Origin of the sequence: Spirosoma sp. (assembly GCF_026391055.1) — a bacterium.
Lineage (GTDB): Bacteria > Bacteroidota > Bacteroidia > Cytophagales > Spirosomataceae > Spirosoma.
On record NZ_JAPLET010000022.1, the window covers coordinates 457828 to 484592 of the forward strand.

Here is a 26765-nt window from a genome sequence, read left to right on the forward strand (position 1 = left end):
GTATAGGGCGACGGGTAAGATGATTGGGAATATATCGTACATCCCATAGCATACATCTTAAAACTATCCTCTTAAAATGGCCACAGGGTCGACTTGTGACGCTTTTCGGGAGGGGAAATAGCCCGCCAGAACGGTGGTTACTACGCCGAAGAGCAGCCCCAGGATGTAATACTTTGGCTCGAAAATGACCGGAAATGTTTTAATACTAATGAATCCACCGGCATCGAATGGGGTGATTGACAGTAGATAACTGAGCCCAAAACCGATCCCTAGCCCTAAAAGACCACCCGAAACACCAATAAAAATAGCCTGCAACAGAAAAATGGCAATGATGTCCCGGCCTTCAAAACCGGTGGCTTTTAAAATAGCAATGTCCTTGATTTTGTTGATAACGGTCATGTTCATGATGTTATAAATACCAAATCCAGCAACTACCAGCAGTGTGAACGACACTACATAAGTCAGCATATTCCGGATCTTTTCACCCGCTAGTATGGCCGTGTTGGCCGTGGCCCAGTCTTCGGTATAGTACCCGTAAATGGCCCGTAACTGTTTTCCGAACGGAATGGCCATCAGGGGGTCTATCATTTTGATGTGAATGTCGGTTATATAGCTGGGGTCCCGTTGCAGCATTTCCTGCACCGTAGAGAGATTTCCGTAGCTCTTGGTATTGTCGATGGTACCAATGCCAAAGCCAAACGTACCCACTACCCGTAGTGTCCGGATACCTCCTTTAGGTGTTGTTACCGTTACTTTATCACCCGTACGTACGTTGAGCTTGTCGGCTAGTACGGCACCCATGATCAAGCCGTCAGGATTGGTTTTCAGCGCGTTCAGACTACCCGATTTAAGCCGTGTGGTTAGTTTATAGAGCCGGTTTTCGCGGTCGATATCCACCCCCGAAATTGTACCGGAAATCTGAATGGGGCCGTTATTATAAAACGCCTGCGTAGCCACCTGTGGCGAAACGCCCAGCACACCTGATGCCCGTTCAATGCGTCCGGCAATGGTCATCCCGTTTTTGATGCGCGACTGCTCGTCTTTCGGCTTCTGGTGGTAGATGACGTTAAATTTGCCGGGGTTGAGCTGTTCGATCAGACCCGGCCGCTGGGTATTTACCTCGTTATACATTCGAATATGCGGACTGGCATCCAGCGCCGAATCTTCCAGAAACTGATTGACACCCTGCATAAATGAAATCATGGTAATGAACATCGCAATGCCGAAGGTGACCCCCAACATGGCAACGAGGGTCTGGCGTTTTTTGGCCAGCAGGTGCGTCTGAGCAATTTGAGAAGCAATTCGTATATCCATTTTTAAAATGATAGAATTAGTGAATGATAGAATGAGTGACTTAGTGGGGTTTATATTCACTCATTCTATCATTCACTCAATCAAAATTAATTTTGATGCCTCCGTCAAGCCGGCTTTCACCTGCACCCGGTCGAAGTTTTCAGCACCTTTCCGGAATTTCACTTTTTGCTTCTTGCCGTCCAGTTCCACCCAAACGCTGTCGCCACCAAAAACGTAGGTTTTAGGAATGGTCAACACATGCCGGTTCTGGCTGATAATTATGTTGGCTTCTACCGTCAGGCCGTAATAAGATGCCGGGCGTTCGCCTATGAACTCGGCATCTACCCGAAACGATTGGTCGGTGCGGTTGAGCTTTGGGTATATCTTATCAACCCGTGCTTTGAAAATCTTATCCGGATAGACATCCGCTTTTAAAATAACCTCCTGTCCTGTTCGAATCCGCCCGAAGTCGCTTTCATCGACGGCCAACTGAGCAAACAGTTGATTGCTACTACCCACCAGTGCCAGCTGATCTCCAATACGGACAACCTCACCGGGATCTTTATAAACTTCGTACACTTTGCCGTTCACAAAACTTCGGATGCGCGTGTTTCGTCCCGCTACTTCGCTCGTAACCAACTGACTGCGATTGTTTGCAACGTCCAGCCGGATCTGATCGCGGCTTCGTTGAAAGGTGTTTAGCTGAGCGCGGAGGTTATTTCGGGAGATGGTGTAATTCAGTTCGGCCCGTTCCAGTTCAGCCCTTGACGTGGCGTTTTGGCCGTACAACTCCTTGAATCGGTTATAATTGATGGAGTCGTTGGCCACACGGGTTCGGGCATTGCGGACCTGCGCTTCCAGCTCGGCCAGAACCGGGGAGTTCGTGCTTAAGTTAGACCGCGCCTGCCGGTAGGCGTTGGCTGCGGCCTGCTGGCGGGCATCTTCTGAAGCACTTTCCAGCACGAACAGCAGCTGATTCTGGCGGATGGAGTCCCCTTCGCTGATGAGCCGTTGCTGCAGCATACCGGCAGCATCGGCCGTAACGGTGTACTCATTGCGTGGGTACACATTGCCGGAGGCATAGACGGCTTCGGTCAATTCCTGATAGGTGGGCGTTGTGCCCTGAGGGTCGCGCTTGCAGGCTGCGCACAAGAGGGTAATGAGAAGAAGTATGGAGAGGTTCGTTTTCATCGCTTGGGTAACCTATAAGGTTTTCAAAACCTTATAGGCTTTTTGGAAAAGGTTGCTTACTGGCCGTTTCGAATCTGTAGGATTATCTGATTGATAAAGGTGTTCGATAAATTGGTCAGAAACCGGTTTTGGGCGGTTAGGGCTTCGTTGAACACATTTAGGTACTGGTCGTAGGCAAACAGGCCCGATCGGTATTTGATCAGGGCAATTTGTACGTTCTGGCTGCTGAGTTCGTAATTCTGCCGATTTAAATCCAGCGACCGAACGGCCTGGTTATACGTATTCCGTACATCTTCGGTATCGACCTGCTGTTTGTTTCGCTCGTAGGTGAGTTGCGACTCGGCTAGTTTCAGTTGCAGGCGGGCGCGGGTCAGATTACTGGTTCGCAGGCCGCCTGTATAAAATTGCCAGTTCAGTTGCAGACCCGCTACCCCAATCTGAAACCAGGGCTGGCTGGTACTCAGAAAATTAATGGCGCTTCGCTGGGCCTGTTGGGTATACCGGCCATAAGCCGATAGCGTAGGCCAGCGCTGCAGTCGTTCGCGGTTGAGTTGCAGTCTGGCCAGTTCTACCCGTGTTTGTTGTAAGGTCACTTGCGGCCGTTCGGCCTGGGGTGTTACCGATGCGGGAACGACTGAAGCCGCCGGACGAGCGGATAGCTCTTCAGCCAGCACCAGGCTATCGGCCAGCGTTAAGCCAACCAACAGTTTAAGCTGGTTCCGGTTACGGATAAACCCCAACTCGTTCTGGTATAACACATCGGCCGTTGTTAGTTGAATAGAGCGAATGCGGTTGTATTCGAGCGGTTCGATCAGGCCTTTTTCCAACCGGTCTCGCGCAATTTGGGTCAGCGTATCGGCCGCCGACAAGTTTCGTTGCGTAATGGCGATGGCCGACCGGGTGAGCAGTGCTGCGTGGTACAGGCGGGCCGTTTGGGTCGAAATCTCATCGGCCAGCACCAGCGTCTGTTTGTCGGCTATCTGAAGGTTTTGAGCGGCAATGCCTACATCGGCCCGCGCCGGTCGATTGATGACGGGCAGGGTTACTTCCGCACCAGCGGCCAGCACGTAGGGTAAGCCGAATTGCAGGGTCCGAAATTCGCCCGCTTTGCCGCCCAAAAATTCGGCGGGGACCAGCTGCACCGGGAGGGCGTAGTTGTAATCGAAGTTGGTAAATAGCCGCGCTTGTGGCAAGAGTGCTGCCCGACTGCCCAACTGCTGCTGGGCTTGTATCAGGCTGTTCTGGCGGGCATTTACCAGGTCAGGATTGTTGCGACGGGCCAACGCCAGGGCTTCCTGAACAGACGATAGCACCGTTTGGGCAGAAGCGGTAAAGGAACAAAGGCACATGCCAAGAAGGGCAAACCGATTCATGTTTTTTTCGAATGGACGACCAAAGGAATAACCTTTCAAATTACCAACCTGACTTGTTTGCGCGAAACGGAAAAAATCATTCACAAAGCTGATTTTTTTACGGGTTAACGCCGTGCTGACTGGGTCGTCAGTCAAGTGAGAAACGGATACGACCCCACCCGATCCTCCCGGTCGGCACTACAGGAGGGCAGCCATCCAGTCAGTAGAAAAGGACTTTAATCGTTTTTTAGAATCAACACTATAACTTCATTTGATCAGGATGACCACAAGACGTTCGTTTCTTAAACATACAGGGGGGAGTCTCGCATTGGCCAGTGTGAGTCCGGCCCTATCGTTGGCCAATTCGCCCGAAACGCGCGGTTCGTCCGGCGATGATCTGTTTAAGCTGGGTATGGCAGGTTTCACGTTCGTTAACTTTAAGCTCGATCAGGCGCTTGAGATGATGCGAAAAACCGATGTTCACTACCTGTGTATCAAAGATTTTCACCTGCCCTACGCCAGCACTGCGGATGAAATAACCGCCTTTCACGAAAAGCTAAAGCAGTCGGGTGTAACGGGCTATGCCGTAGGGCCGATTTATATGAAAACGAAGCAGGAGATCGACAACGGCTTCGACTACGCCAAACGGGTAGGCGTGAACCTCATGGTTGGTATTCCTAATCCGGAAGACTTGCCGTACATCGACAAAAAGGTAAAGGAGTACAACATCCGGTACGCCATTCATAATCACGGGCCGGACATTCCACTATTTCCGAGCGCCACATCGGTCTATACTGCCGTGAAAGATCTGGACCCGCGAATTGGGCTTTGTTTCGATATGGGGCACGACAAACGTTTCGGCGACGACCCCATTGCTGACCTGGAAAAGTACGCCAAACGGATATTCGATATTCATCTGAAAAACGTTACGGCGGCCTCAAAAGAAGGAAAAACCTGTGAACTGGGCCGCGGGGTGATCGATATACCGGCGTTTGTGAGCATGCTTCGTAAGATAAAATACGATGGCTCCTGTAGTCTCGAATATGAGAAAGACATGAAAGACCCACTGGCCGGAATCGCCGAATCCGTCGGGTACTTTAATGGGGTATGTGATACGTCAAAACCAGGTAAGCGGAAGGCCTAAACGGTTCGGCCATTAACGTTTACTACTGTCAGGCTACATCGTGGCTTATCTTGCCGACAGTTAATTAATTAAGCAACCTGTTTCAATGGAAAATTCACGGAGAGAGTTTATCAAAAAAGCGGCTTTGGGCACCGCAGGGGTTACGTTTGGCGGGCTGGCCAATGGCATGTCGGCCAAAAGCTACAATAAAATCATTGGGGCCAATGAACGGCTAAATGTCGCCATTGCCGGACTGGGACGGCGGTTGAGCGCGTATTATGACCCTATTTCGAGAAAAGAAAGCAACGTCGAGCTGGTGTACCTGTGCGACGTAATGAAAAAACAGCGGGAAGCCGCCGTTCAAAAGTTTTCCAAGCACATCACCTACACCCCCAAACTGGAGAACGACATTCGGAAAGTCATCGCCGACAAGAACGTCGATGTCCTGATCAACGCCACACCCGACCACTGGCACGCGCCGGGTACCTGGCTGGCCGTACAGGGCGGTAAGCACGTTTATGTTGAAAAACCGTGTAGCCATAATCCCCGTGAAGGCGAGATTCTGATGGAAATTCAGAAGAAGTACGGTAAAGTTATTCAGATGGGTAACCAGCAGCGGTCGGCACCGGAGTCGATTGATATCGTGACTCAGATTCATAACGGGGTCATCGGAAAAGCTTTCAAAGCCGTTGCTTTTTACGCTAACTCACGTGGTGAGGTGCCCATTCCGAAAAAAGCACCCGTACCCGACGGACTGGACTGGGAGTTGTTTCAGGGACCGGCCCCTCGTACGGCCTATACCCACGATACCTGGGATTACAACTGGCACTGGTATGGCTGGCAGTACGGCACCGCCGAAGCAGGTAACAATGCTACACACGAACTGGATATGGCCCGCTGGGCATTGCAGGTCGAGTACCCAGAGTTCGTATCGGTAGAAGCGGCCAAACGTTACTTTGCTGGTGATGGCTGGGCGGTTTATGATACGATGGATGCTACATTTCGTTTCCCCGGCGATAAAGTCATCAAGTGGGATGGCAACAGCCGGAACGGCTACAAAACGTTTGGCAGTGACCGGGGTACGGTCATTTACGGTACAAACGGCAGCGTGTATGTCGACCGGGATGGCTACACACTGTTCAGTAGGGACGGCAAACCCATCAAAGAAAGCAAGTCAAAGGGGTCGGAGTCGGGCACGGCTTTGGGCGGTGGTGGCGATATGACCACACTCCACATGATGAATTTCTTCGAAGCCATCCGGGGTAAAGCCAAACAGAACTCAACTATTGATGATGGTGCCAAGAGCACACTGCTTTGCCATTTGGCTAATATCTCTTATCGCACAAACAAATCCTTCTCGGTCGATCCGAAGAACGGGCACATAAAAGACGCCGAAGCCATGAAGTTCTGGAGTCGGCAGTACGAGAAAGGCTGGGAACCTCGTGTGTAAATGGTTAGTGGTTAATCGTTATTGCTACCAACTGATACCTGATAACGATTAACCACTAATTATTAACTATAACCCTCTGGCTGTCCAGTCGCTTCATAACGGGTGTAGACAACATGCCGTGCAGGAAGACCGAGAGTAAGATTGTCCAGCCGGTGAGCGACCAGATCCGGGCCGGATCTGCAAAGGAAGCATGATCTAACGCATAGGCTATGTAAAAAAGCGAGCCGATACCCCGTATCCCGAAACCCGCAATAATCCAGCGTTTCAGTCCCCTGGCTCCGGTGCCTCCCAGGGTTATCCAGCCCACCAGCGGCCGAATAATGAACACCAGCAGTAATCCGAGCAGCGCATCCTGCCAGGTTAGTGCAGCCAGCATCCCCTTCGCAATGGCTCCCCCAAACAGCAGCAGCAATAATGCAATCAACAGCCGTTCAATCTGGTCCGAAAACGCGTGCATGTAGGTGTGATATTCGTGCGTACGTTCGCGGCTTCGGATGGTAATGGCCGCAATGAACACCGCCAGAAATCCGTAGCCATGCGCCAGCTCCGTGAGTCCGTAACTGACCAGGGTGACCGCCAGAGCTACAAATCCATAAGCGGTGGTTTTTATGCTAATGCGCTGGGGAAGGCCAAAAATCAGATAGGATAGGAGTTGGCCCGATAACCACCCGCCAAGTATCCCAACACCTACCCGGAAGGCCAGGGCGTACAAGGCCCAATGGGTAAAATCGGCGGTAGAGGCGGATACCGTTTGGGCCAGCATAATAGCCATATATACAAACGGAAACGCCATCCCATCGTTCAGGCCAGCCTCAGCCGTCAGCGCGAACCGGACAGAATCTTCCTGCCCTTCGTTGGGATCGCCCACCTGTACATCCCCTGCCAGAACAGGATCGGTCGGGGCCAGGCTGGCAGCCAAAAGCAAGGCCGAGGCCATCGGCCAACCCGCCCATCCCCAGGCGATTACAGAAAAAACGGCAATGGTAACGGTCATGGTAAGCCACACCAGTCGGATAGGAAGCCGCCAGCCGCGTAAGCTGAACCGACGGTCTATCTTCAGGCCCGTTCCCGTCAGGGCTATAATAACACACAGTTCAGTTAGATGCGTGGTGAGTTTTGGATTTGCCAGAGGAGAGGGGTCTGGCAAGGACACCGGCAACTGGTACAATAGCCACCCCCCAATAACAAACAGAATCGGGTACGAAAGTGGGTATTCTTTTAATAAAGACGGAAGCCAGGCGACGGCCAGAGTAGCTACCGCCACGATGACTAAAACTAAATTATAAGACTCCATAGGAATGTAATGTCATGGTAAGCAGATGGGTATAACCTGCCCACGTTAGAGACAAGTTATACCCATAAAAATTGGAGTCAATGTGTTAGTAAGTAGAGAGTTGGCTCCGGGATTATGTGCTATTGATAAATAGGTCAGTCAATGAATTGTCGGCGTAGCTTATCTCCGGCGTCCCGAAGTCCGGCTGCCCACGAGGGGCCATGACCCTCTGCAAAAAGATCGTTGCCGGGAACGCCCAGCCGCCAGCGGACAAGTTTGTTGTCGGTTGGGTTGCGGCCTTCTTCACGCAGGTAGATGTCTGCCGCAACGATGTCGCTTCGAAAGCGCATGATCCGGCGGAGCTCGTCCTCAACTTGTTCTACTAATTCAGTCGTTTCATTAAAACCAACCGTTTGTAAATCTATTTTGATACTATCAACTGAGTATTGCATAAGGTTATGTTACTGTTTGGGTTTGCCTTCAGTTTACAGATAGCTCCCGGTTTATATTAAAACCGATAAAGCGCTGTAATGTTAACAGAGTTGCGACTGGCCGGAAAACTGGCTTCGTCCAGTACGTACACTTCTCCTCCATGACGCAGTGTGAGTAATGCTACTTTTTCAACCAACGATTCGTCGCCGTCCTGTTTTTCATCGTGGATCGTTGTTGCGAGTGTCACTTCATCAAACTGGCCCCACAACTCAGCATCATCCTGCAGGAAAAGTACCTCGATACGGCCGGTTACGGCCGCTTCCAGTAATTGCCGGAGACCACTCGAAACCAGATTGCTGCCAAGGCTATTCTGATACTGATAGATGCGTTGCTGTTGCGTCTCTTCGAACTTATGGCTGAGCCGTTCATTGGCCATCTGATGCATTTCTTCGGGCTTTATGTGGTCGAAATTGCCCGTTATACCGTCCTCTTGAAGATAGGGGTAAGTATTCACCTGTCGGTAAATGGGTTGGTAGTACGCAACGGATGCCAGCAGCAGAGGAGCATTCTGTGTGCCCATCAGTTTAATGATGGCCTCGTTCACCAGCCGAAAATAATCGGCCAGTAGGTGATCCTTTGCTTTTTGGTCCTTGTTGGAATCGTCGCTGGTGTACACCGCAGCCATGCCGCCCTGGCCTTTGGTACGTCCCTGTAATTCTTCTTCAAAGTCGTAGTATCGTGTGATGGCGTCAAGTCCCGAAGGCATTACCTCCGCTGTGTCAATCAGCGTGATTGAGAAGGGGTCTGCCTGATAAAGACACACGCCTTTTTTGCCGATCTGCAGGATGTAATAGGTAGTAAAAGCCTCAACAAAGGGCAGCAAAGGTCGCAAATGGAAACGCGAATCAAGCCGCGAGCTATCTGTAAAGGGAATTGGACTGTGGAAAATAGAAAAATGATCTGGGTTCCTGAAAACAGCCAGCCCTTCGCGCTGATGTCGCCAGAATTGCGGGTTGTCCAGCAGGGCTTCCATCGGTTCCACGAGATCGTCGATGTCATTGCTGCGTACCATTCGGGCTTCAAGAGCCAAACGGACTGTCTGGACATGGTTTTTAAAGGCAATCTGGTCCTGCCTTTCGTTTACCTGCTTCCCCCGGCGATGGGTTGGTATGAAAATGGAAATGGACTGATCGTGGGCCTTTTGGGCCAGATCGAGCAGAGTTTCTTTACCTGAATTTACGAGAATCATAACCTTGAGCTGTTTATTGTCAAACCACCTGACTGATGGGAATCTGACTAAATACTGTATTAATGAAACGGACGGTTAACAGCAAAAGATTTACAACTGGCAGATTCTAAGGTTTTTCTAAGGCAGGCCGGGCGAAGCTTCTCCTTTTCCTAATGGGTAAGGGCGTAAATAGCCAGGTACGTGGCTGCGCCAGCCACATAGCCCATCAGGGCGAGCCCGGAAACGCGACGTAAGTACCAGCCGAACTCGATTCGTTCCATCCCCATGACTGCTACCCCGGCCGCGGAGCCGATGACCAGCAGGCTACCGCCTGTTCCCGCACAATAAGCCAGAAACTCCCATAATTTGTCATCGGGAGGGTGGGTGCCCAGATCATACATACCCATGGCTGCAGCAACAATAGGTACGTTATCGACAATGGCCGAAGCGATGCCGATAATCAGGACAATACTATCCAGATTGCTAATTGCTTCACTTAAGCTAAGGGCTAGATTTTTCAGGATGCCAGTCGATTCAAGCGCACCTACTGCCAGTAGAATACCAAAGAAGAACAGGATGCTTGGAACATCTACTTTACTCAGGGCATAAGCTGCCGTGTAGCGTTTTCGATCCTCTTCGTCCTTGTCGGCGTGAATGATTTCGGAGACCCCCCATACGATTCCCAGTGACAGCATCATAGCCATATAGGGCGGTAAATGAGTAAGTGATTTTATAACAGGTACCAGAATAATGGCCATCAGTCCAGTGCCGAACATTATACCCCGATCGCGTCGCTGAACGGGTGTAACATAGGGTCTGCTAACGCCAGGGCTATTCGATCCAATCGCTTCGGCAGGAGTTTTTATTGAGAACGTCAGCCAAAGCAGCGGAACGAGCAAACAGACCAGACTGGGCAGAACCAGTTGACTGATGATATTGGCCGTTGTCACCTGTCCGCCGATCCAGAGCATAGTCGTTGTTACGTCGCCAATGGGCGACCAGGCCCCGCCCGCGTTAGCCGAAATAATGATCATCCCGGCCATTAACCGACGCTGTTCAGTATCCCGAACCAGATTCCGGGTTACGGAAACCATTACAATCGCCGATGCCAGGTTATCGAGCAGCGCAGATAGGATGAACGTCAACCCGCTAATGAGCCATAAAAGCGTACGTGGATTTCGCGTAGCAATACGGTCGGTAATAATAGTAAACCCACCATGAATGTCAATGAGCTCAACAATGGTCATGGCACCCAGCAGGAAAAAAAGAATCTGGGCAATTTCGGCCAGGTGATGGGCTAATTGTTCCAGAACGGGTTCAGTATCGTGGACCGAAAGAATATACAGTATCCAACAAACAACGCCGGTTATGAGCGCTGTTGCCGTTTTATTGAAGTGAATAGGGTGCTCAAGGGTAATAAGAATATAACCAATAATAAAGACAAAAATGAGTATGGACATGGAAATAGGTGGCTTAACTTCACTATATCTGATAAGATGTGTATTATCCGCAGAAAAACGCACGACCTGCAAAAGACGGACAATTGCCGCTTATGTTCGAAGAGAAGAGCTTAGAAAATGCTTAGAAATGCTATACTCGTAAACAGGTTAACCAAACGGCTGGTTGTTTTTCAGTATACTCGTGCCGGATAAAAACGTACTTCACAATCGGTGAAATTAACGAGTTCAGGTATGTTAGTAAGCACTTACCAGTCAGACACCATCATTATGCGCAGTATTTTAATAATAGAAGATGACCAGCGTATTGCTAAGAACATTAGCCGTAGCCTGCGCGTGCTGGGTTACAGCACCGAAGTTGCTTTTGACGGGTTTACTGGCCGAGCCCTCGGATTAACCGGCCAATACGAGTTAATTATTCTGGATATCAATCTGCCGGATATAAACGGATACGACATATGCCGTGATATTCGGGCTGAGCACCCTACGCTGCCCATCATCATGCTGACGGCAATGGGTGAGATTGAGGATAAACTAGAGGGGCTGGAATGTGGAGCCGACGATTATATTGTGAAACCCTTTGACCTGCGGGAACTAACCGCTCGTATAGCTACCTGCTTTCGACGGGCCGATCTGCTGGTCAGTTCAACAAGCGAGGAAAGTCTTCAGGTAGCTGACTTAACCCTGAATATAACCTCAAAGATTGTCCGGCGGCAGAACACGCTTATTGAGTTAACCGCCAAAGAGTTTTCTCTTCTGGAATACCTGATGCGGCACCAGGGAAGGGTAGTGTCTAAAATAGACCTGGCCGAAAAGGTCTGGAATTTTAATTTCGATCCGGGTACCAATGTGGTGGAGGTCTACATCAACTACCTCCGCAAAAAGGTTGACAAAGAGTTTGATGTAAAGCTCATTCATACACGTCCCGGACTGGGATACACCTTAAAAGCTGACTAATCGTCCATGACGATCCGAAATCGTATATCGCTGCAGTTTTCATTCATTGTAGCCTCCATTCTGCTGTTGTTTTCGGTAGTCGTTTACGCCACGTCGGCGCATTACCGGAAGGAGGAGTTTTATGAACGGCTAAAACGAAAAGCCCGGACAACGATGCGGTTTCTGGTGGAAGTGAAAGAAATTGATCACAACCTGCTCAAAATTATCGACCGAAATTCGCTGTCTGCACTTATAGATGAGAAAATATTGATATTTAATTCACAGAACAAACTCATCTATGCCAGCATCGACGATAAGATTATTCATTACCGTGCGAGTTTGCTTAACCGGGTGCGTGAGGAACGACAGCTTGAGCTAACCGACGGAGAGAACGAAGTCATTGGCCTGCTGTATCAGGAGAACGGGCAGTCGCTGGTGGTGCTGGCATCGGCCTACGACCAGTTTGGGAAAGCCAAACTCCGCAATCTGCAGCATACACTCATCTGGAGCTTACTGGGGGGCATCGGGCTAACGCTGGCACTCGGCTTCTTTTTTGCCGGGCAGTCGCTACAACCCATATCCCGGATTAATCAGCAAGTACAGACCATTACCGCCAACAACCTACAACAGCGATTGAATGAAGGAAAACGTCAGGACGAGATCGACCAGTTGGCAATTAACTTCAATCACGTGCTGGTCCGCCTGGAACAGGCCTTCGACCAGCAGCGCAGCTTCGTTTCTCATGCTTCTCATGAATTGAGAACGCCTTTAACGGCCTTGAAGTCTGAAATTCAGCTCGGCCTTCTCCAACGCCTTAGTCCTGAGGAGTACGAAGCCATTCTACAAAATCTGCTGGCTGATACCGATCAGCTCATTGCCTTATCCAACAGCCTGCTCTCACTGGCCCGAACACTGGAGAATCTGCCCCGTGTACAGCTAACGACCGTACGGCTCGACGAGATAATCTTTTCGGCTCAGGACGAGCTGCTCACAATCCAGCCCACATTCAGGATTCTGGTCGATTATGACACGATGCCCGAAACAGAATTGCATGTTCAGGGTAATGAAGATTTGCTTCGGCGCGTCGTGTTGAATCTACTGGATAATGCCTGTAAATATTCTGCAAATCACGAAGCGCTGGTGTACATCGGGGCCGATAAGGACAGTTGCTGGTTTACAGTACAGGATAAGGGTATTGGTATGACCGAAGCGGATATATCCCGAATCTTCGAACCATTTTTTCGTGCCAGTAATGCGCTCAGCTACGATGGGTTTGGCGTTGGACTTTCGATTTGCCAGCGCGTTATTGCGCTTCATCAGGGAAGTATAACTGTGGTTAGCGAACCAGCAAAAGGCAGTACATTTACCGTGAAGCTTCCGCAAGCATATAGCCACGCTGCCTGATTACTTTAGCCCGTCCAAAGTCCATTCAGCGCTGAGGAAATCCTTAGTCTTAACCAGCGGAAAATGAAGGGAATTTCTAAGGTTTTTCTAATCGTTTTGTCGCTATTCTTCTACCGTAAACAATGACCTTTGTTGCGTTAATGCTTAGCATTAGTCAATGAGTTTTTGCGCAGGGAACAGGTACGTTTCCTTGTGTTGTTAGTTGGAAAACGCCTAATTCTGGTGAGGGAATGGATAGCCATCTGTCAAAGGCAGATGGCTATTTTGTTGGCTGTAGGTACTGCGTTTGCACAAAAAAAAGAAGCCGTCACCTTGTGGGCTCCGGCTTCTTCAATTGAACTAACTAACTGTATTATAAATCGGCAATTGCTTTATTGATTTCGTCTTTGGTCTTGCCGGTTTTCTGCTGGATTTTACCCCACATTTCGTCTTCCTGACCATCCTGGTAAGTTAGATCGTCATCGGTTAAATCGCCGTAGGCTTGTTTGATTTTGCCTTTCAATTCGTTCCAGCCTCCTTTTAGGGTTGTCTCGTTCATGATCGTAGTGTTTAACGTTGAATGATATTATGTAATCACCGTGATTACATAAATAGAACTATGGAGAGACGAAATTGTTTTCAGCAATGTGGTCGACAATTTTCTTTGAGTCCAGGTTGAGGTGATAGAGAACACCTGTAATAGGAATAGAAAAGCCCAGAAAATACAGTCCCGCTAACTCCGGCTCACCAAACCAGAGCGCTTTCGGATAACCGCGTTCGTTCAGCACTTTTTTTGATACGGTCTCTCCAAGAACAGGCATAAGCCCCGGCCGGTAACCTGTGGCCAGGATAATCGCATCGAAAGGCAGTTCACGTCCGTCGGTGAAGGTTACCGTTTTCTTATTGATACGGGCAATACCCGGCAGAACCGTGATATTGCCCGCTTTGATTTGATCGAGGGTGCCCACATCGATAACGGCGATCTTCCCGTGCCGGGTGTCGTAGGAGGGAGGATGTTTTGGTTTACCCAGTCCATAAGCCGACACATCTCCCACGCTAAGCCGTTGAGACAAACCCGCCATGAAGTCATAAAACCAGTTGGGGAACTTGCTCAGAAATATGGCGGTAGGCTGGGCCGGTTTGCCAAACGTATCTCGTCTAACGATGTTAACCGGCCCCCGAACGGATATAAATGGCTTTGCCTGGTGCTCAAGCAGATCCAGAGCCAGTTCTGCTCCGGTGTTTCCCATGCCCACGATCAGAACATTCTCGTCGCGAAAAGGAGCCCCGTTCCGGTAGTCAACACTGTGCCAGACGATTCCCCGAAAGTCGCGCTGGCCGGGTAGCTCCGGTTGGTTGGGAACCCGGTTATAGCCCGTTGCGACCACAACCCGGTCGGTGGTGAATTGGTCGGTTTCGGTTTGTACCACCCACGTTTTATCTGCTTTGTTTTGCCGGATGCCGATTACCTTTTGATTGAAAAGCGGCTTGATACCAAAGTGTTCCGCATAGCGTTCGAGGTAGTCTACAAACTGAAGCCTGGGTACATAAGTAGGGAAATCGGCGGGGAACGGGAAGTATGGCAACGCCGAGTGCTCCTTAACAGTATGAAGGTGTAGCCGGTCATAATGAGTACGCCAGGCTACACCAATGTGTTCACTAGCCTCCAGTACCGTAAAAGGCAGGTTTCGATGCGCTAGTTGGCCGGCTATGGCCAGTCCCGCCGGACCCGCGCCAATAATGAGTGTATGCATAGGATTGAAGGTTGCCACAGGCCCGAAGCGGACTGCGCCTGGACCGTTATTTTATCCTTGTCCAGGTCTGGGTTTTGCCCAGGAGCGAGATGCCAACGTAGCCACGCACGTCGAGCGTATTCGGGTCTTTGAGGGTCATCTTACAGTTGTATTCCTTGCCATCTTCGGGATTGTAAATTTTCCCGTCACTCCACACATTGCCACCATCGTACTTAAAGTTATACAACAACAGCATGTTCATCAGAGGCCTTGACCTTTTGGAAGCATCGGCGTTTTTTTCGTCGGTTCTGGGCTTGCCCGTGGCGGGGTCTACTGGCTGACCTAACCAGACGAGCTTGCCAAAATAGGTGCCGCCCTGTTTGTAGATTTGAATATGCCCCTTCTTAGTGCCATTGAGCCAGGTACCAACAACCGCTTCGGAATCATCAACTGGGGCAAAAGCTGTGAGTGTCAACAGGAGTGCGAACAGGGGAAGTACTAAACGAAATGATTTCATAAGTGTTAATGAATTGGTATAAAACGATTACTATGTTGAACTAACGCAAATATTGCACAAAATTGTCTGAACCCGAATTTTTAGGATTTAAGTGATTTTTATGATTTTTCATAGAAAGTCAGATTAGTCCGGTGACTGATTGCCGGTTTGGGGAAGGAGTCTGCAACTCAGATTCTTGCCCAGCCTGAACTGATTCAGATGGTTTTTATGTATTCTAAATCAACGTCGCCCAAGGCGTAAGTGCCACCTGGTAAGCCATTGCTCCAGTTAATCCTTTATAAATTCCGCCGGGTTGCCGGCGACAATAGAGCTATGTTCAAACGTGACCCTCAACGCAGCTATCCAACCGAAACTGAATCGCGCGTTATTATTCGTTTCCAGGACTGCGACCCCCTGCAACACCTGAATAACGCCAAGTACTTCGACTATTACTTTAATGCCCGTGAAGATCAGGTTGCCAAGTTGTACGATTTCAACCCCGGCCAGTTATTCCAGGAACTGAAAACCAGCTGGGTCGTTTACCAGCATCAGATCGCCTATGTTCGGCCCGCCCGCGTCAGTGAATGGGTACGCATTTTATCCAGGTTGATCTATGTCAATGAAGACACGACGGTGACGGAATACATCATGACCGACGATGGCAAAACGCACCTCAAAAATGTTCTCTGGGTTACCTCAAAGTATGTCAGCGTAGCCACCGGCAAACGCATTCCGCACGACGACTCAGTGAAGGAACTGCTCGAAGCTATCCTGGTGCCGAACCTGGACTTTCTGCGTATGAACTTCAACGAACGCATCCACGAAATCAAGCAGCAAGTAGTAAAAGCGCATGTTGTATAGGGGAAAATGCCGGGATGTATGACGGAAAATGGCTAATTCAGCTTTTTAGCGGCCATAGTCCGTCATACATTCTTCATTTTGAAGTATCTTTCCCCCAATGAAACTTCTCAATAATCTCACCGTCCGCGTATTGATTGCCATTACGCTGGGTATACTGACCGGCTATTTCTTTCCTGAAACAGCCGCCAAACTAAAACCCCTCGGCGACCTCTTTATCAACCTGATCAAGATGGTCATTGCTCCCATCATATTCCTGACAATTGTGCTGGGGATTAGTAATATGGGCGACCTGAAAAAGGTAGGCCGGGTAGGCGGTAAAGCACTCCTTTATTTTGAGGTCGTTACCACCGGCGCATTGGCTATTGGGCTGGTGCTGGCAAACTTCGTCCGGCCGGGCGATGGTGTTCAAACGGCTTCCGTGAAAGGGGGCGACATTAGCAAATATGCCGAGCAGGGGGCGGGTATGGACTGGACCGAATTCTTTATTCACATCGTTCCCAGTAATGCCATTAAAGCATTTGCCGAAGGTGAGATTTTGCAGGTGCTGGTTTTTTCCGTCCTTTTTGGCGTTGGGCTAACCCGCATGGGTGAAACCGGCAAGCCACTGATTCAAACATTTGAGCGGCTGTCGAAAGTGTTTTTTAACATCCTGGCCGTCGTGATGGTACTGGCTCCACTGGGCGCTTTCGGCGGGATGGCGTTCACGATTGGGAAGTATGGGCTGAGCACGCTGCTACCCCTCGCTAAATTAATGGGAACGGTTTATGCTACCATGATTCTATTCATCTTTGTCGTGCTGAACCTAATCCTTCGCTATTATAAGATCAGTCTGTGGACTGTTCTCAAGTTTATTAAAGAGGAACTGCTGATCGTGCTGGGTACCTCTTCGTCGGAGTCGGCACTGCCGCAGATCATGGACAAACTAGAAAGCCTCGGCTGTTCGCGCTCCGTGGTAGGCCTGGTCGTTCCGGCCGGGTACTCGTTTAATCTCGATGGCACGACTATTTATCTGGTCATGGCTACCGTCTTTCTGGCGCAGGTCTTTGGCGTTGATCTGACTGTTGGTCAGGAGCTAACCATTATTGGTATTTTGATGGTTACGTCGAAAGGGGCGGCCGGGGTTACGGGCAGTGGTTTCATTGTATTGGCCAGTACCCTGACGGCAATCAAAGTTATTCCGGTAGAGGGATTAGCCTTGTTGCTGGGTGTAGACCGGTTCATGTCTGAAGCCCGTTCCATTACCAACATCATCGGAAACACAGTAGCCACCATTTTCATTGCCAACAACGAAGGTGAATTCGACCGGAGCAAATACGAGCGCGTTGTCGGGCAGGAGGGTTAGGTATTGGTGATTAGTTAACCTTCTGGTACTCGCCTTCCAACTGAGTTTGTTGCGCCACCGGGAGTTCGCCCATTAGTATTTCGTGCATATTCCGGCGGATTGTCTGCGAGATTTGATTGAGCGGTAAATCATTACAGTCGAGTCCGAAAGGTTCTTCTATTTCATCGCCAATCATTTCGACACCGAGCAGGGCATAGGCGGCTAGTATAGTTGCCAGAATCGTGAAATAAGCATACGTTTCGACCAGCACGAGGGGCATTATCAGCAGATACAAGGTGATAAACAGCTTGATGAAAAAGCTGTAAGAGAAGGGAATAGGCGTGTTTTTTATTCGTTCGCAGGAGCCGGTAATATCCAGAAAAGCCTGGTGATAAATGCGGATGGTAATCAGGTCGCCGTCGGTCAGAACGCGCTGCTGTTTCAGTTTCTGCAAACGGCGCATCAAAAGGGCGGCAATTCGGCTCGGAACGTGTTTGGACTGGGCCAGCGCTTTACGATCGTTTCCGCCGGTCTCCTCCAGTTCCGTTATGTTCACGCCGGTTCGCAGGTGCCCCTTGAGCGCCACTGCGAAATTGGATAACGCCCGGGCAAAGAACTGCCTGTTCTCCCGGTCGGTATCCGGTAGAAGGGCATCCATCATCACGGCAAAATTACGGCTATAATTGACCAACATGCCCCACTGCCGACGACCCTCCCAGAATCGGTCATATGCGGTGTTGGTTCTGAATACCAGTAGTAAACTTAATAGAATCCCCAGCAGTGAGAAGAAGGTGCCGTCGATCGGTAAATCGATGTTGACTTTGTGCTGGTCAATAAAAGTAACGAGTGCCCCATATGCGCCTACCAGAAGAACACGACGCAGAAGGACCCGGATAACATAGCTGGTATGAAAATGTCGAAGCGCACCAAGCCAATCTTTAGCGTTATAAATAACCACAATTTAACGAGAGTAAGTGAGTGAAAGTCCAGATTGAACTGGAGTAACTAAGTTACAAATCAGCCATTTACGAAAGGATGAATATGTTATTTATCGCTTAAGCGGGCCTTTTTTAGATTTATTTTGAGAATAAGTTAAACCATTCGTGGGCGAATTGTTCAAAAGGACAAATACAACCTGAAACAGTTCACTACCATGAAAAAATTACTGATCTCAGCTGCCGCATTCGTTGTCTTACTCTCCACCAGTGCTTTAGCTCAACGGTACGGCTACCCTTCGCCCAATCCCAACTACCCATCGCAGCCGGATTATAACCGGCAGCCAGACTATAACCAGAACCGGAATTATCCGGGTTATGGTCAGCAAAGTTATAACTATGACTATGACGATTACCAGTTTGATCGGCATCTGGAGTGGTGGGACCGGGAGCTAAATCTAACCCGTCGGCAGGAACGCGAAATTCGAAGAATCCGCGAGCGGTTCACACAGCAAACACAAACCATCGATGTCCGCGACCCGCGCCAGCGGGATTTCTTCCGGCAGGCCAGACAACGCGAATTTATCGACATGATGGCCGTTCTGGGGCCGCAGCAGCGTGACCGGGTTATTGAGCGGATGCGGCCTTACGAGCGTATGGCCGACCGGGGACGTGGGTACGGTAACGGGGGCTACGGAAATAATCGGGGATCAGGAAACAGACCATTCAACTATTAATTTAAAGAAGGGAGAGGAGTAAACGGTCGGCCATTTTGGCTGGCCGTTTTTTGTTTGTCCACTCAGCATTTTTTGCAACCGTCTGTAAGACAAAGGCCTGTATAATTCACGCTAGTTTCGTATTTTTCGGGGAAACTCATTTGACAAACTGGTATGTTAATCCCTCAAATCAAGAAGACTGGCGTTATGCTGGCGATCACTGCTACCGCAGTGTTGGCACAGCCTTCGCCCCAACAACCTAAGATGACCCAAAATCCATTTCTCACGTCGTACACAACACCGCACCAGACGGCGCCGTTCGACAAGATCAAAAATGCTGATTACCTCCCCGCGCTTAAAGATGGTCTGGCACAAGGCCGCAAAGACGTGGATGCAATCGTTACTAATACGGCCGCTCCAACCTTTGAGAATACCATCGTTGCTCTCGAACGTGCGGGCGATTTAGCCGGGAAAGTAACATCGGTGTTGTTTAACCTGAACAGTGCTGAAACAACGCCCGAACTTCAGAAAATTGTGAAGGAAGCGTCGCCCCTGTTGAGTGAGTATGGAAACGACATTACCCTGAACGCCAAGCTTTTTGCCCGAATTAAAGCGGTATACGAGCAACGTGCCAAGCTGAAACTTGACCCGGAAAGTGCTATGCTGCTCGAAAAGACGTACAAACGTTTTTCGCGCAATGGAGCTAATCTGGATGATAAAGGCAAAGAACGTTTGCGGGCTATTGACAAAGAACTGTCGCAACTGTCGCTTCAATTTGGTGAGAATGTCCTGAACGAAACCAACGAATACATGATGGTCGTAACGGACGAGAAAGACCTTGCCGGTTTGCCCGACTTCGCGCGCGATGCCGCCAAAGCAACGGCTAAACAGAAGGGGAAAGAAGGCTGGGTATTCACCTTGCAGGCCCCGAGCTATGGCCCTTTCATGCAGTATGCCGACAATCGGGAACTACGGAAAAAGCTATACCTGGCTTCCAACGGTCGTGGTTTCCACGGCGATAAAAACGATAATTCAGCGATCATCAACAAGATCGTAAACTTACGCTACGAGCGCGCTAATCTGTTGAGTTACAAGACCCATGCTGATTTTGTTCTGGAAGAAAGTATGGCCGGTTCGAGAGATAAAGTCCAAAGTTTCTTGGATGAACTGGTATCGTATGCCCGTCCGGCAGCCGAGCGCCAGCTTGTGGAACTAACGACCTACGCCAAAGCTCATGGTTTCCAGGATGATAAATTGCAGGCCTGGGACAGCGGTTACTATTCTGAAAAGCTGAAGAAAGAAAAATACGATCTTGACGACGAAACGCTCAAACCGTACTTCAAACTGGAAAACGTCCTGAATGGCGTCTTCACGATAGCGAACAAGTTATATGGTGTCACCTTCAAGGAGCGTACCGATATTCCGGTGTACAACCCGGAGGTGAAAACCTTCGATGTTTTCGATAAAGACGGCAAATTTCTGGCGGTTTTTTACGGCGATTACTTCCCACGGGCGGGCAAACGGAGTGGTGCCTGGATGAATGATATCCAGGGACAGAAAATCGAGAACGGAACCAACATCCGGCCGCATATCGTTAACGTCTGCAACTTCACCCGGCCAACGGATACCAAGCCTTCGCTGCTGACATTCTACGAGGTGACAACCCTCTTCCACGAATTCGGACATGGCTTGCATGGTATGCTGGCGAATGGTAAATACGAAAGCCTAAGTGGCACTAGTGTTCCCCGCGATTTCGTTGAGTTACCCTCGCAGGTGATGGAAAACTGGTGTTACGACCCCGAAGCGCTTAAGCTTTTTGCGAAACACTACCAAACCGGTGAAGTGATTCCCAATGAACTGATTGAGAAAATCCGCGCCAGCCAGAACTTCATGGCGGGTATGGCAAACCTGCGTCAATTGCGTTTGGGGCTGATCGACATGTATTATCACGGGCAAAAACCTACGGGAGAAACAATCTCGCAGGTTGAAGGTCGGGTGGATTCCGTTGCGAACCTGTTCCCGCACGTGGATGGGGTAGCAATCAGTCCGGCTTTCTCGCACATTTTTGCGGGGGGCTACTCGGCCGGTTATTACAGCTACAAATGGAGTGAAGTGCTGGACGCCGATGCTTTTGAGTTCTTTAAAGAAAAAGGTGGCCTCGAAAACAAAGCTGCCGCCGACAGTTTCCGGAAGAACGTACTGGAAAAGGGTGGCAGTGAAAAACCTATGGAACTCTACAAAAAATTCCGGGGCCGCGAACCATCGCCCAAAGCCATGCTCCGGCGCAGTGGATTGATATTGTAAAAATAGGCTTACGCAAAAAAGGGGCTGCCATTCATCGGCAGCCCCTTTTTTATGGGTAATAGTTATTGGTTAATGTGTTATTCCTTCCGAATCAATAACCAATAACCAACGACTAATTAAACGATTGTCTAAACTCCAGGGGCGATATGTGCGTCTTGCTTTTAAACAGTTTGTTGAACGATTGCGGGTACTCAAAGCCAAGCTGATACGCAATTTCACTGACGGATAAAGAGGTTGTTGACAGTATCTCTTTCGCTTTGTCAATCAGCTTGTTGTGAATATGCTGTTGGGCGCTTTGGCCCGTAAGCTTCCGTAGCATATCGCTCAGATACGTGGGCGAAAGATGGAGTTTCTCAGATAAGTACTGCACCGTCGGCAGGCCCTGTTCCCGAACCTGTTCATTGTCAAAATAATCAGACAGCAGAACCTCCAAATTCGTCAGCAGATCGTGACTGGCGTTTTTACGGGTAATGAACTGCCGGTTGTAATACCGGTTGGCATACGTGAGCAGGACGTCAATATGCGACACGATCACATCCTGACTATAACTGTCAATCACAGACCGATACTCCTGCTCGATCGTCTGCATGATCGAGTTGATCGTCATCTCTTCTTTATCGGAAAGAAAAAGAGCTTCATTGACCGCATACGAGAAAAAGCCGTGTTCTTTGATGCTTTTGGCTAACGGATAATTTTGGATAAAGTCCGGGTGAATCACCAACCAGCAGCCCGTAAGCGCCATGCCGTCCGGAGTGACCGTCGATATGACCTGCCCGGGAGAGAAAAAAGTCATTACTCCTTCGTCGAAATCGTAGTAGTTCTGCCCGTATCTCAACTTCCCCGTAAAATCCTTTTTGATGCAGATCGAGTAAAAGTTGTAAACTACACTTTTCAGTGTCTCATCGAAATGGCACTTAACGTCGGCCAGATTAATGACGCTCACACATGGATGCTCTGGTTTGGGCAAACCCAACAGGCGGTGCAACTCAGAAATGGAATTGATTATGTATGGGGAAGTCGTCTCTTTTCTCATCTGTAAACGTATTGAACGCTATTGATCGATCCACTGCATACCTGCCGCATCATATCTGTCGCCCGTCGACATACCTAACGGAACAATGGACTCCAGACGTTCCATCTCATCGGCCGTTAACGAAACGCTGGCAGCTGCAATATTCTGCTCCAGGTACGAAACCCGCTTAGTACCGGGAATGGGAACAAATCCTTTGGCTATTACCCACGCGAGCGCTAGTTGGGAAGGCGTCATGTCCTTTTCGTCGGCCAGTTGTTTGATTGCTTTTACCAGGTCGAGGTTCCGGTAAAAGTTGTCACCCTGAAACCTGGGAATGCTGCGCCGGAAGTCATCGGCCGGAAAGTCGTCCGGGCTTTTAAAGGTCATATCGCCCGATAGAAACCCGCGTCCCAGGGGGGAATACGCGATAAAGCCAATACCAAGCTCTTGTAGCGTATCGGTAATGCCCGCTTCCTCTGCTGTTCGCTCAAACAGAGAGTACTCCGTCTGTACGGCGGTTAGCGGGTGAATTTGATGGGCTTTTCGGATGGTTGCCGACGACACTTCCGACAGGCCAATGTACCCGACTTTCCCTTCTTTCACCAGATCAGCCATAGCGCCTACCGTTTCGTCAATGGGTGTATTGGGGTCCAGGCGGTGTAAATAATACAGATCGATGAAATCGGTGCCCAGATTTTTCAGGGAGCGTTCAACGGCTTTTCTGACATAGGCAGGCTGCCCGTTGAACTGCCAGGTAAGTTGTTCATTGTCGTCAATTTCAAAGCCGAATTTGGTCGCAATGATGTAGCTGTTCCGGTTGCCCCGGATGGCTTTAGCAATTAGCCGTTCATTGGCCAGCGGGCCGTACAGATCGGCGGTGTCGAGGAAGTTGCCGCCTAAATCCAGCGACCGATGAATAGTAGCGATAGCTTCCGACTCGTTCGCTTTCCCATAAATATCGGCTCCTGCAATCTGAGTCATGCCCATGCAGCCCAGACCTATGTTGGGCACTGCAAGGCCCTGACTTCCTAAATTAACTGGTTGAATCTTTTCCATAACCTGCCTACTCGTTGTTTAAATTTCTGTCACAAAGGTCAGGGCGAGCAAAAATCAAACAGTAGCCAAATTGAGGAATGTTGTATCCGGATTTTGGTCCGGAGAAATCAAGCACCATAACGTGGTTTAACAGGCGAGGGAGATTTTATCAAAACCTCCCTCGCCTGTTAAATTCACTTTTCCGTTCCTACCGCCAATTCCTGCGGTTGGGTCTGGTACTTGTAAAGGTACTCGATCAGGTCGGCGACGAGGCCCGTCCAGCCGGTTTGGTGGCTGGCGCCAAGGCCCATGCCATTGTCGCCGTTGAAGTATTCGTAGAAGAGATACAGATCCTTGAAATGCGGGTCGTTTTGCATCTTTCTGTCGGCGCCAAAGGCCGCAATACGCCCTGAATCGTCGCGCCGGAAGATATTCAGCAGCCGTTCGATCACGAGAAGCGTTGCTTCTTTCACGCTCATGATATGGCCCGAATGCGTAGGGTATTCTATCTCGAAATCGTCGCCGTAATATTGGTAAAACTTCAGCAGCGAGTCGATGAGCAGAAAGTTTACCGGGAACCAGATGGGACCGCGCCAGTTGGAGTTACCCCCGAACATGCTCATCTCCGACTCGGCTGCTACGTAACGAACCTGGAAAATCTCGCTGTTCAGTTCAAACTGATACGGTGTTTTCTCGTGGTATTTCGATAACGCCCGAATCCCGTAGTCTGACAGGAATTCGGTTTCGTCGAACATTCGTTTCAAGATCATCTTCATACGGTGTCCACGGAGCAAGCTCAGCAGGTGCGTTTCGCCCTTACCCGGCTCGTGCCAGCGCGAAACGAGCGAGGCCAGATCTGGCCGGTTGGTCAGCACCCATTCCACCCGGCGTTTGAAGTCGGGCAGTTGCGAAAGTAGTGACTCGTCCAGAATCTCTACGGCAAAGAGCGGGATGAGCCCTACCATCGACCGAATTTTCAATAGCCGCGCGTTATGGTCGGGCATGTGCAGCACATCGTAATAGAACTGATCTACCTCGTCCCACAGGCTGATGTTCTGCTTGCCGAGGTTGTTCATAGCCGATGCGATATGGAGGAAATGCTCGAAAAACTTGCTGGCCATATCCTGATAGGAGGGGCGCGTGAGCGAAATCTCGCAGGCAATTCGGAGCATGTTCAGCGTATACATGGCCATCCAGCCCGTACCATCGGCTTGTTCAATGCGTCCGCCCATCGGTAATGGCTGGCTCCGGTCAAAAACCCCGATGTTATCCAGCCCCAGGAAGCCCCCGCCAAAGATATTATTGCCCGAAACGTCCTTCCTGTTCACCCACCAGGTGAAGTTCAGCAGCAGCTTGTGGAAGACCCGTTCCAGGAAGTTTACATCCCCAACGCCATTTTGCTCCTTGTCGATTTCATACACTTTCCAGGTGGCCCAGGCATGAACTGGTGGATTTACATCGCTGAAATTCCATTCGTAGGCCGGAATCTGGCCGTTTGGATGCATGTAATATTCGCGCAGGATTACCGCCAGTTGCCGTTTAGCGAAATGAGGGTCAAGTCGGGCTAGGGTTAGGGTATGGAAAGCCAGATCCCAGGCCGCAAACCAGGGGTATTCCCACTTGTCGGGCATCGACAGGATGTTGGCGGTGTACATATGCCGCCACGTTTCATTGCGGGCGTACACCCGTCCCTGAAACGGTACCGGCATTTTGGGGTCGCCTTTTAGCCATTCATTGACATTGTAATAGTAAAACTGCTTGCTCCAGAGCATGCCCGCGTAGGCTTGCCGCTGAATGGCGAGCAGTTCAGTGTCCTGTACATTCTTCTGCAAATCGGCATAAAAGGCGTCTGCTTCATCAAGCCGGTTTTTCCAGATGTCGTCGAAATCCTCAAACGGGCCGGTCAATGTTGTTTGATCACTGAAGCGAAGCCGAACGCTCACACTTCCGCCTGCGGGTACCAGGCGCGTATATTGCGCTGAGGCTTTGGTGCCGATCTGGTTTGGGTTGATAAAGCTTTTCTTACCACCCGAAACGATGTAATTGTTTATGCCGTCTTTGGTGTATTTCGATACGTTTGGCCGTCCGTAGAGTCGTTCAGAGTTCGTGTCGTTATCGCAGAAAAGGAGCGCATCGGCGTCTTCGCAATAGAGTTTATATTTGCCTAATTGCCTGTGATTAACCTCAATCTGATTATTGGCAATGCCGTTGAGCATGGGCCGGGAATTGTACTGCTCGTAGCCCCACGACCAGGTATTACGAAACCAGATGGTCGGCAACAAGGTGAGGGGAGCCTCCGAAGCCGAGCGGTTATGGGCCGTAATTGTAACCAGCCAGTCGTTCTGATCAGCTTTGGCATATTCGATGAAAATGTCGAAATATTCGTCTTTATCGAAAATACCCGTGTCGGTCAGTTCAAATTCGGGTTCCTGCCGATTTCGGCGCGACGATTCGATAACCAGCCGGTTGTACGGAAACTCCTGCTGTGGGTACTTGTACAGCATTTTCATGTACGAATGCGTTGGGGTACTGTCGAGATAATAATACAGTTCCTTTACGTCTTCGCCATGATTGCCCTCGGGTCCGGCCAGACCGAAAAGACGCTCTTTCAGAATATTATCTTTATGGTTCCAGAAGGCCAGAGCAAAGCAAATGTGCCCTTTATTGTCCGAAATGCCACCAATGCCTTCTTCTCCCCAGCGGTAAGCGCGGGAGCGGGCCATGTCATGACTGACAAAGTTCCAGGCATCTCCATAGGGACTATAATCTTCACGGACCGTGCCCCAGGCTCGTTCGGAGAGGTAAGGCCCCCATTTTTTCCAGCCTTTGTTATCGGCTCGTTCGTAGATGCGTTCGCGTTCAGCAGTAGGCATAATGAGTAGCTAATGTCAATTTTACGGTGGTTGAGTGGTGAACTCGGTAAGTTTAACTATCAAAGATAGTAGGCGTGCCGGGTATGTACGAGAAAATTCTTTTGTACTTTACCGTTTACTTCAGGTAATTGTTTGGCAAAATCGATTAAAAATATTCATTATTCTTTATAAAGAGACATAGTTCAGAATATTAATATGAATATTGTGTCAAAAAAGTTGGTTTTGTACTGCCAGTTTAGACTCTCCTTTTTTATGGTTTGTCACGGTCAGGCTATAGATCAACTGGAGAGAAATAGGTTTATTTTTTTTACGGAGGCCTTCCGTCTTAAAACATGGCGATACTACGAAGTGGCTTTCCAGC

At 49.7% G+C, this 26765-nt stretch carries 22 protein-coding genes; 8 read left to right on the forward strand and 14 right to left on the reverse strand.

From position 1 onward, the window contains the following. Positions 1-63: 63 nt before the first annotated feature. From NT073_RS17055 to NT073_RS17065, 3 genes are all read right to left on the reverse strand, one after another. On the reverse strand, positions 64-1314 hold the full coding sequence (locus NT073_RS17055) for an FtsX-like permease family protein (RefSeq protein WP_297375757.1): 1251 nt from the start codon (positions 1312-1314) through the stop codon (positions 64-66). Positions 1315-1386: 72 nt separating this feature from the next. After that, entirely contained in the window at positions 1387-2484 is a 1098-nt protein-coding gene (locus NT073_RS17060; protein ID WP_297375759.1) for an HlyD family efflux transporter periplasmic adaptor subunit, read from the reverse strand. A gap of 56 nt (positions 2485-2540) precedes the next feature. Beyond that, complete coding sequence (locus NT073_RS17065) at positions 2541-3857, reverse strand: TolC family protein (protein WP_297377051.1); 1317 nt, start codon at positions 3855-3857, stop codon at positions 2541-2543. 259 nt (positions 3858-4116) lie between these two features. Between NT073_RS17065 and NT073_RS17070 the strand changes: the two genes are divergently transcribed. Both NT073_RS17070 and NT073_RS17075 read left to right on the forward strand, forming a co-directional pair. Next, a complete protein-coding gene (locus NT073_RS17070; protein WP_297375761.1) occupies positions 4117-4980 on the forward strand; it encodes a sugar phosphate isomerase/epimerase family protein in 864 nt (287 codons plus the stop codon). Between the two features lie 85 nt (positions 4981-5065). Continuing rightward, on the forward strand, positions 5066-6409 hold the full coding sequence (locus NT073_RS17075) for a Gfo/Idh/MocA family oxidoreductase (RefSeq protein ID WP_297375763.1): 1344 nt from the start codon (positions 5066-5068) through the stop codon (positions 6407-6409). Between the two features lie 55 nt (positions 6410-6464). On the opposite strand, the gene NT073_RS17080 is transcribed toward NT073_RS17075, so the two are convergent. The 4 genes from NT073_RS17080 to nhaD form a co-directional block, all read right to left on the reverse strand. Next, entirely contained in the window at positions 6465-7703 is a 1239-nt protein-coding gene (locus NT073_RS17080) for a cation:proton antiporter (RefSeq protein ID WP_297375765.1), read from the reverse strand. Between the two features lie 134 nt (positions 7704-7837). Continuing rightward, positions 7838-8134, reverse strand: coding sequence for an HPF/RaiA family ribosome-associated protein (locus tag NT073_RS17085; protein WP_297375767.1), 297 nt, complete (start codon positions 8132-8134; stop codon positions 7838-7840). A gap of 56 nt (positions 8135-8190) precedes the next feature. Beyond that, positions 8191-9363 carry a hypothetical protein gene (locus NT073_RS17090; protein ID WP_297375769.1) on the reverse strand — a complete coding sequence of 391 codons (1173 nt, stop codon included), beginning with the start codon at positions 9361-9363 and terminating at the stop codon, positions 8191-8193. 149 nt (positions 9364-9512) lie between these two features. Beyond that, positions 9513-10802, reverse strand: coding sequence for a sodium:proton antiporter NhaD (gene nhaD / locus NT073_RS17095; RefSeq protein ID WP_297375771.1), 1290 nt, complete (start codon positions 10800-10802; stop codon positions 9513-9515). Positions 10803-11069: 267 nt separating this feature from the next. Between nhaD and NT073_RS17100 the strand changes: the two genes are divergently transcribed. Both NT073_RS17100 and NT073_RS17105 read left to right on the forward strand, forming a co-directional pair. Next, on the forward strand, positions 11070-11756 hold the full coding sequence (locus tag NT073_RS17100) for a response regulator transcription factor (protein ID WP_297377053.1): 687 nt from the start codon (positions 11070-11072) through the stop codon (positions 11754-11756). 6 nt (positions 11757-11762) lie between these two features. Next, positions 11763-13139, forward strand: a complete 1377-nt coding sequence (locus NT073_RS17105; RefSeq protein WP_297375773.1) for an ATP-binding protein — start codon at positions 11763-11765, stop codon at positions 13137-13139. Positions 13140-13491: 352 nt separating this feature from the next. On the opposite strand, the gene NT073_RS17110 is transcribed toward NT073_RS17105, so the two are convergent. From NT073_RS17110 to NT073_RS17120, 3 genes are read right to left on the reverse strand one after another with little or no spacing between them, the layout of a single operon-like run. Then, complete coding sequence (locus NT073_RS17110; RefSeq protein ID WP_012926446.1) at positions 13492-13677, reverse strand: CsbD family protein; 186 nt, start codon at positions 13675-13677, stop codon at positions 13492-13494. A gap of 58 nt (positions 13678-13735) precedes the next feature. Then, positions 13736-14872 (reverse strand): NAD(P)/FAD-dependent oxidoreductase, encoded by a 1137-nt coding sequence (locus tag NT073_RS17115; protein WP_297375776.1) that lies wholly within the window; start codon positions 14870-14872, stop codon positions 13736-13738. A gap of 46 nt (positions 14873-14918) precedes the next feature. Next, positions 14919-15368, reverse strand: coding sequence for a DUF2147 domain-containing protein (locus tag NT073_RS17120; RefSeq protein WP_297375778.1), 450 nt, complete (start codon positions 15366-15368; stop codon positions 14919-14921). Between the two features lie 312 nt (positions 15369-15680). On the opposite strand from NT073_RS17120, the gene NT073_RS17125 reads away from it, so the two are divergent. Then, complete coding sequence (locus NT073_RS17125) at positions 15681-16208, forward strand: acyl-CoA thioesterase (RefSeq protein ID WP_297375780.1); 528 nt, start codon at positions 15681-15683, stop codon at positions 16206-16208. Between the two features lie 97 nt (positions 16209-16305). Continuing rightward, a complete protein-coding gene (locus tag NT073_RS17130) occupies positions 16306-17550 on the forward strand; it encodes a dicarboxylate/amino acid:cation symporter (protein WP_297375782.1) in 1245 nt (414 codons plus the stop codon). A gap of 10 nt (positions 17551-17560) precedes the next feature. On the opposite strand, the gene NT073_RS17135 is transcribed toward NT073_RS17130, so the two are convergent. Beyond that, a complete protein-coding gene (locus NT073_RS17135) occupies positions 17561-18487 on the reverse strand; it encodes a bestrophin family ion channel (RefSeq protein ID WP_297375784.1) in 927 nt (308 codons plus the stop codon). A gap of 195 nt (positions 18488-18682) precedes the next feature. On the opposite strand from NT073_RS17135, the gene NT073_RS17140 reads away from it, so the two are divergent. Both NT073_RS17140 and NT073_RS17145 read left to right on the forward strand, forming a co-directional pair. Then, positions 18683-19201 (forward strand): hypothetical protein, encoded by a 519-nt coding sequence (locus tag NT073_RS17140; protein WP_297375786.1) that lies wholly within the window; start codon positions 18683-18685, stop codon positions 19199-19201. Between the two features lie 186 nt (positions 19202-19387). Continuing rightward, positions 19388-21484 carry a M3 family metallopeptidase gene (locus tag NT073_RS17145; RefSeq protein ID WP_297377055.1) on the forward strand — a complete coding sequence of 699 codons (2097 nt, stop codon included), beginning with the start codon at positions 19388-19390 and terminating at the stop codon, positions 21482-21484. Positions 21485-21596: 112 nt separating this feature from the next. On the opposite strand, the gene NT073_RS17150 is transcribed toward NT073_RS17145, so the two are convergent. The 3 genes from NT073_RS17150 to NT073_RS17160 form a co-directional block, all read right to left on the reverse strand. Next, positions 21597-22517, reverse strand: coding sequence for an AraC family transcriptional regulator (locus NT073_RS17150; RefSeq protein ID WP_297375788.1), 921 nt, complete (start codon positions 22515-22517; stop codon positions 21597-21599). Between the two features lie 18 nt (positions 22518-22535). Beyond that, on the reverse strand, positions 22536-23552 hold the full coding sequence (locus NT073_RS17155; RefSeq protein WP_297375790.1) for an aldo/keto reductase: 1017 nt from the start codon (positions 23550-23552) through the stop codon (positions 22536-22538). Positions 23553-23725: 173 nt separating this feature from the next. Continuing rightward, entirely contained in the window at positions 23726-26404 is a 2679-nt protein-coding gene (locus NT073_RS17160; protein ID WP_297375792.1) for a glucosidase, read from the reverse strand. Positions 26405-26765 lie beyond the last annotated feature (361 nt).

What these genes read in the sequence shown, in the direction of transcription:
- NT073_RS17055 (WP_297375757.1), bottom strand. Translation starts at nt 1,314, where the DNA reads ATGGATATACGAATTGCTTCTCAAATTGCTCAGACGCACCTGCTGGCC.
- NT073_RS17060 (WP_297375759.1), bottom strand. Translation starts at nt 2,484, where the DNA reads ATGAAAACGAACCTCTCCATACTTCTTCTCATTACCCTCTTGTGCGCA.
- NT073_RS17065 (WP_297377051.1), bottom strand. Translation starts at nt 3,857, where the DNA reads ATGAATCGGTTTGCCCTTCTTGGCATGTGCCTTTGTTCCTTTACCGCT.
- NT073_RS17070 (WP_297375761.1), top strand. Translation starts at nt 4,117, where the DNA reads ATGACCACAAGACGTTCGTTTCTTAAACATACAGGGGGGAGTCTCGCA.
- NT073_RS17075 (WP_297375763.1), top strand. Translation starts at nt 5,066, where the DNA reads ATGGAAAATTCACGGAGAGAGTTTATCAAAAAAGCGGCTTTGGGCACC.
- NT073_RS17080 (WP_297375765.1), bottom strand. Translation starts at nt 7,703, where the DNA reads ATGGAGTCTTATAATTTAGTTTTAGTCATCGTGGCGGTAGCTACTCTG.
- NT073_RS17085 (WP_297375767.1), bottom strand. Translation starts at nt 8,134, where the DNA reads ATGCAATACTCAGTTGATAGTATCAAAATAGATTTACAAACGGTTGGT.
- NT073_RS17090 (WP_297375769.1), bottom strand. Translation starts at nt 9,363, where the DNA reads ATGATTCTCGTAAATTCAGGTAAAGAAACTCTGCTCGATCTGGCCCAA.
- nhaD (WP_297375771.1), bottom strand. Translation starts at nt 10,802, where the DNA reads ATGTCCATACTCATTTTTGTCTTTATTATTGGTTATATTCTTATTACC.
- NT073_RS17100 (WP_297377053.1), top strand. Translation starts at nt 11,070, where the DNA reads ATGCGCAGTATTTTAATAATAGAAGATGACCAGCGTATTGCTAAGAAC.
- NT073_RS17105 (WP_297375773.1), top strand. Translation starts at nt 11,763, where the DNA reads ATGACGATCCGAAATCGTATATCGCTGCAGTTTTCATTCATTGTAGCC.
- NT073_RS17110 (WP_012926446.1), bottom strand. Translation starts at nt 13,677, where the DNA reads ATGAACGAGACAACCCTAAAAGGAGGCTGGAACGAATTGAAAGGCAAA.
- NT073_RS17115 (WP_297375776.1), bottom strand. Translation starts at nt 14,872, where the DNA reads ATGCATACACTCATTATTGGCGCGGGTCCGGCGGGACTGGCCATAGCC.
- NT073_RS17120 (WP_297375778.1), bottom strand. Translation starts at nt 15,368, where the DNA reads ATGAAATCATTTCGTTTAGTACTTCCCCTGTTCGCACTCCTGTTGACA.
- NT073_RS17125 (WP_297375780.1), top strand. Translation starts at nt 15,681, where the DNA reads ATGTTCAAACGTGACCCTCAACGCAGCTATCCAACCGAAACTGAATCG.
- NT073_RS17130 (WP_297375782.1), top strand. Translation starts at nt 16,306, where the DNA reads ATGAAACTTCTCAATAATCTCACCGTCCGCGTATTGATTGCCATTACG.
- NT073_RS17140 (WP_297375786.1), top strand. Translation starts at nt 18,683, where the DNA reads ATGAAAAAATTACTGATCTCAGCTGCCGCATTCGTTGTCTTACTCTCC.
- NT073_RS17145 (WP_297377055.1), top strand. Translation starts at nt 19,388, where the DNA reads ATGCTGGCGATCACTGCTACCGCAGTGTTGGCACAGCCTTCGCCCCAA.
- NT073_RS17150 (WP_297375788.1), bottom strand. Translation starts at nt 22,517, where the DNA reads ATGAGAAAAGAGACGACTTCCCCATACATAATCAATTCCATTTCTGAG.
- NT073_RS17155 (WP_297375790.1), bottom strand. Translation starts at nt 23,552, where the DNA reads ATGGAAAAGATTCAACCAGTTAATTTAGGAAGTCAGGGCCTTGCAGTG.
- NT073_RS17160 (WP_297375792.1), bottom strand. Translation starts at nt 26,404, where the DNA reads ATGCCTACTGCTGAACGCGAACGCATCTACGAACGAGCCGATAACAAA.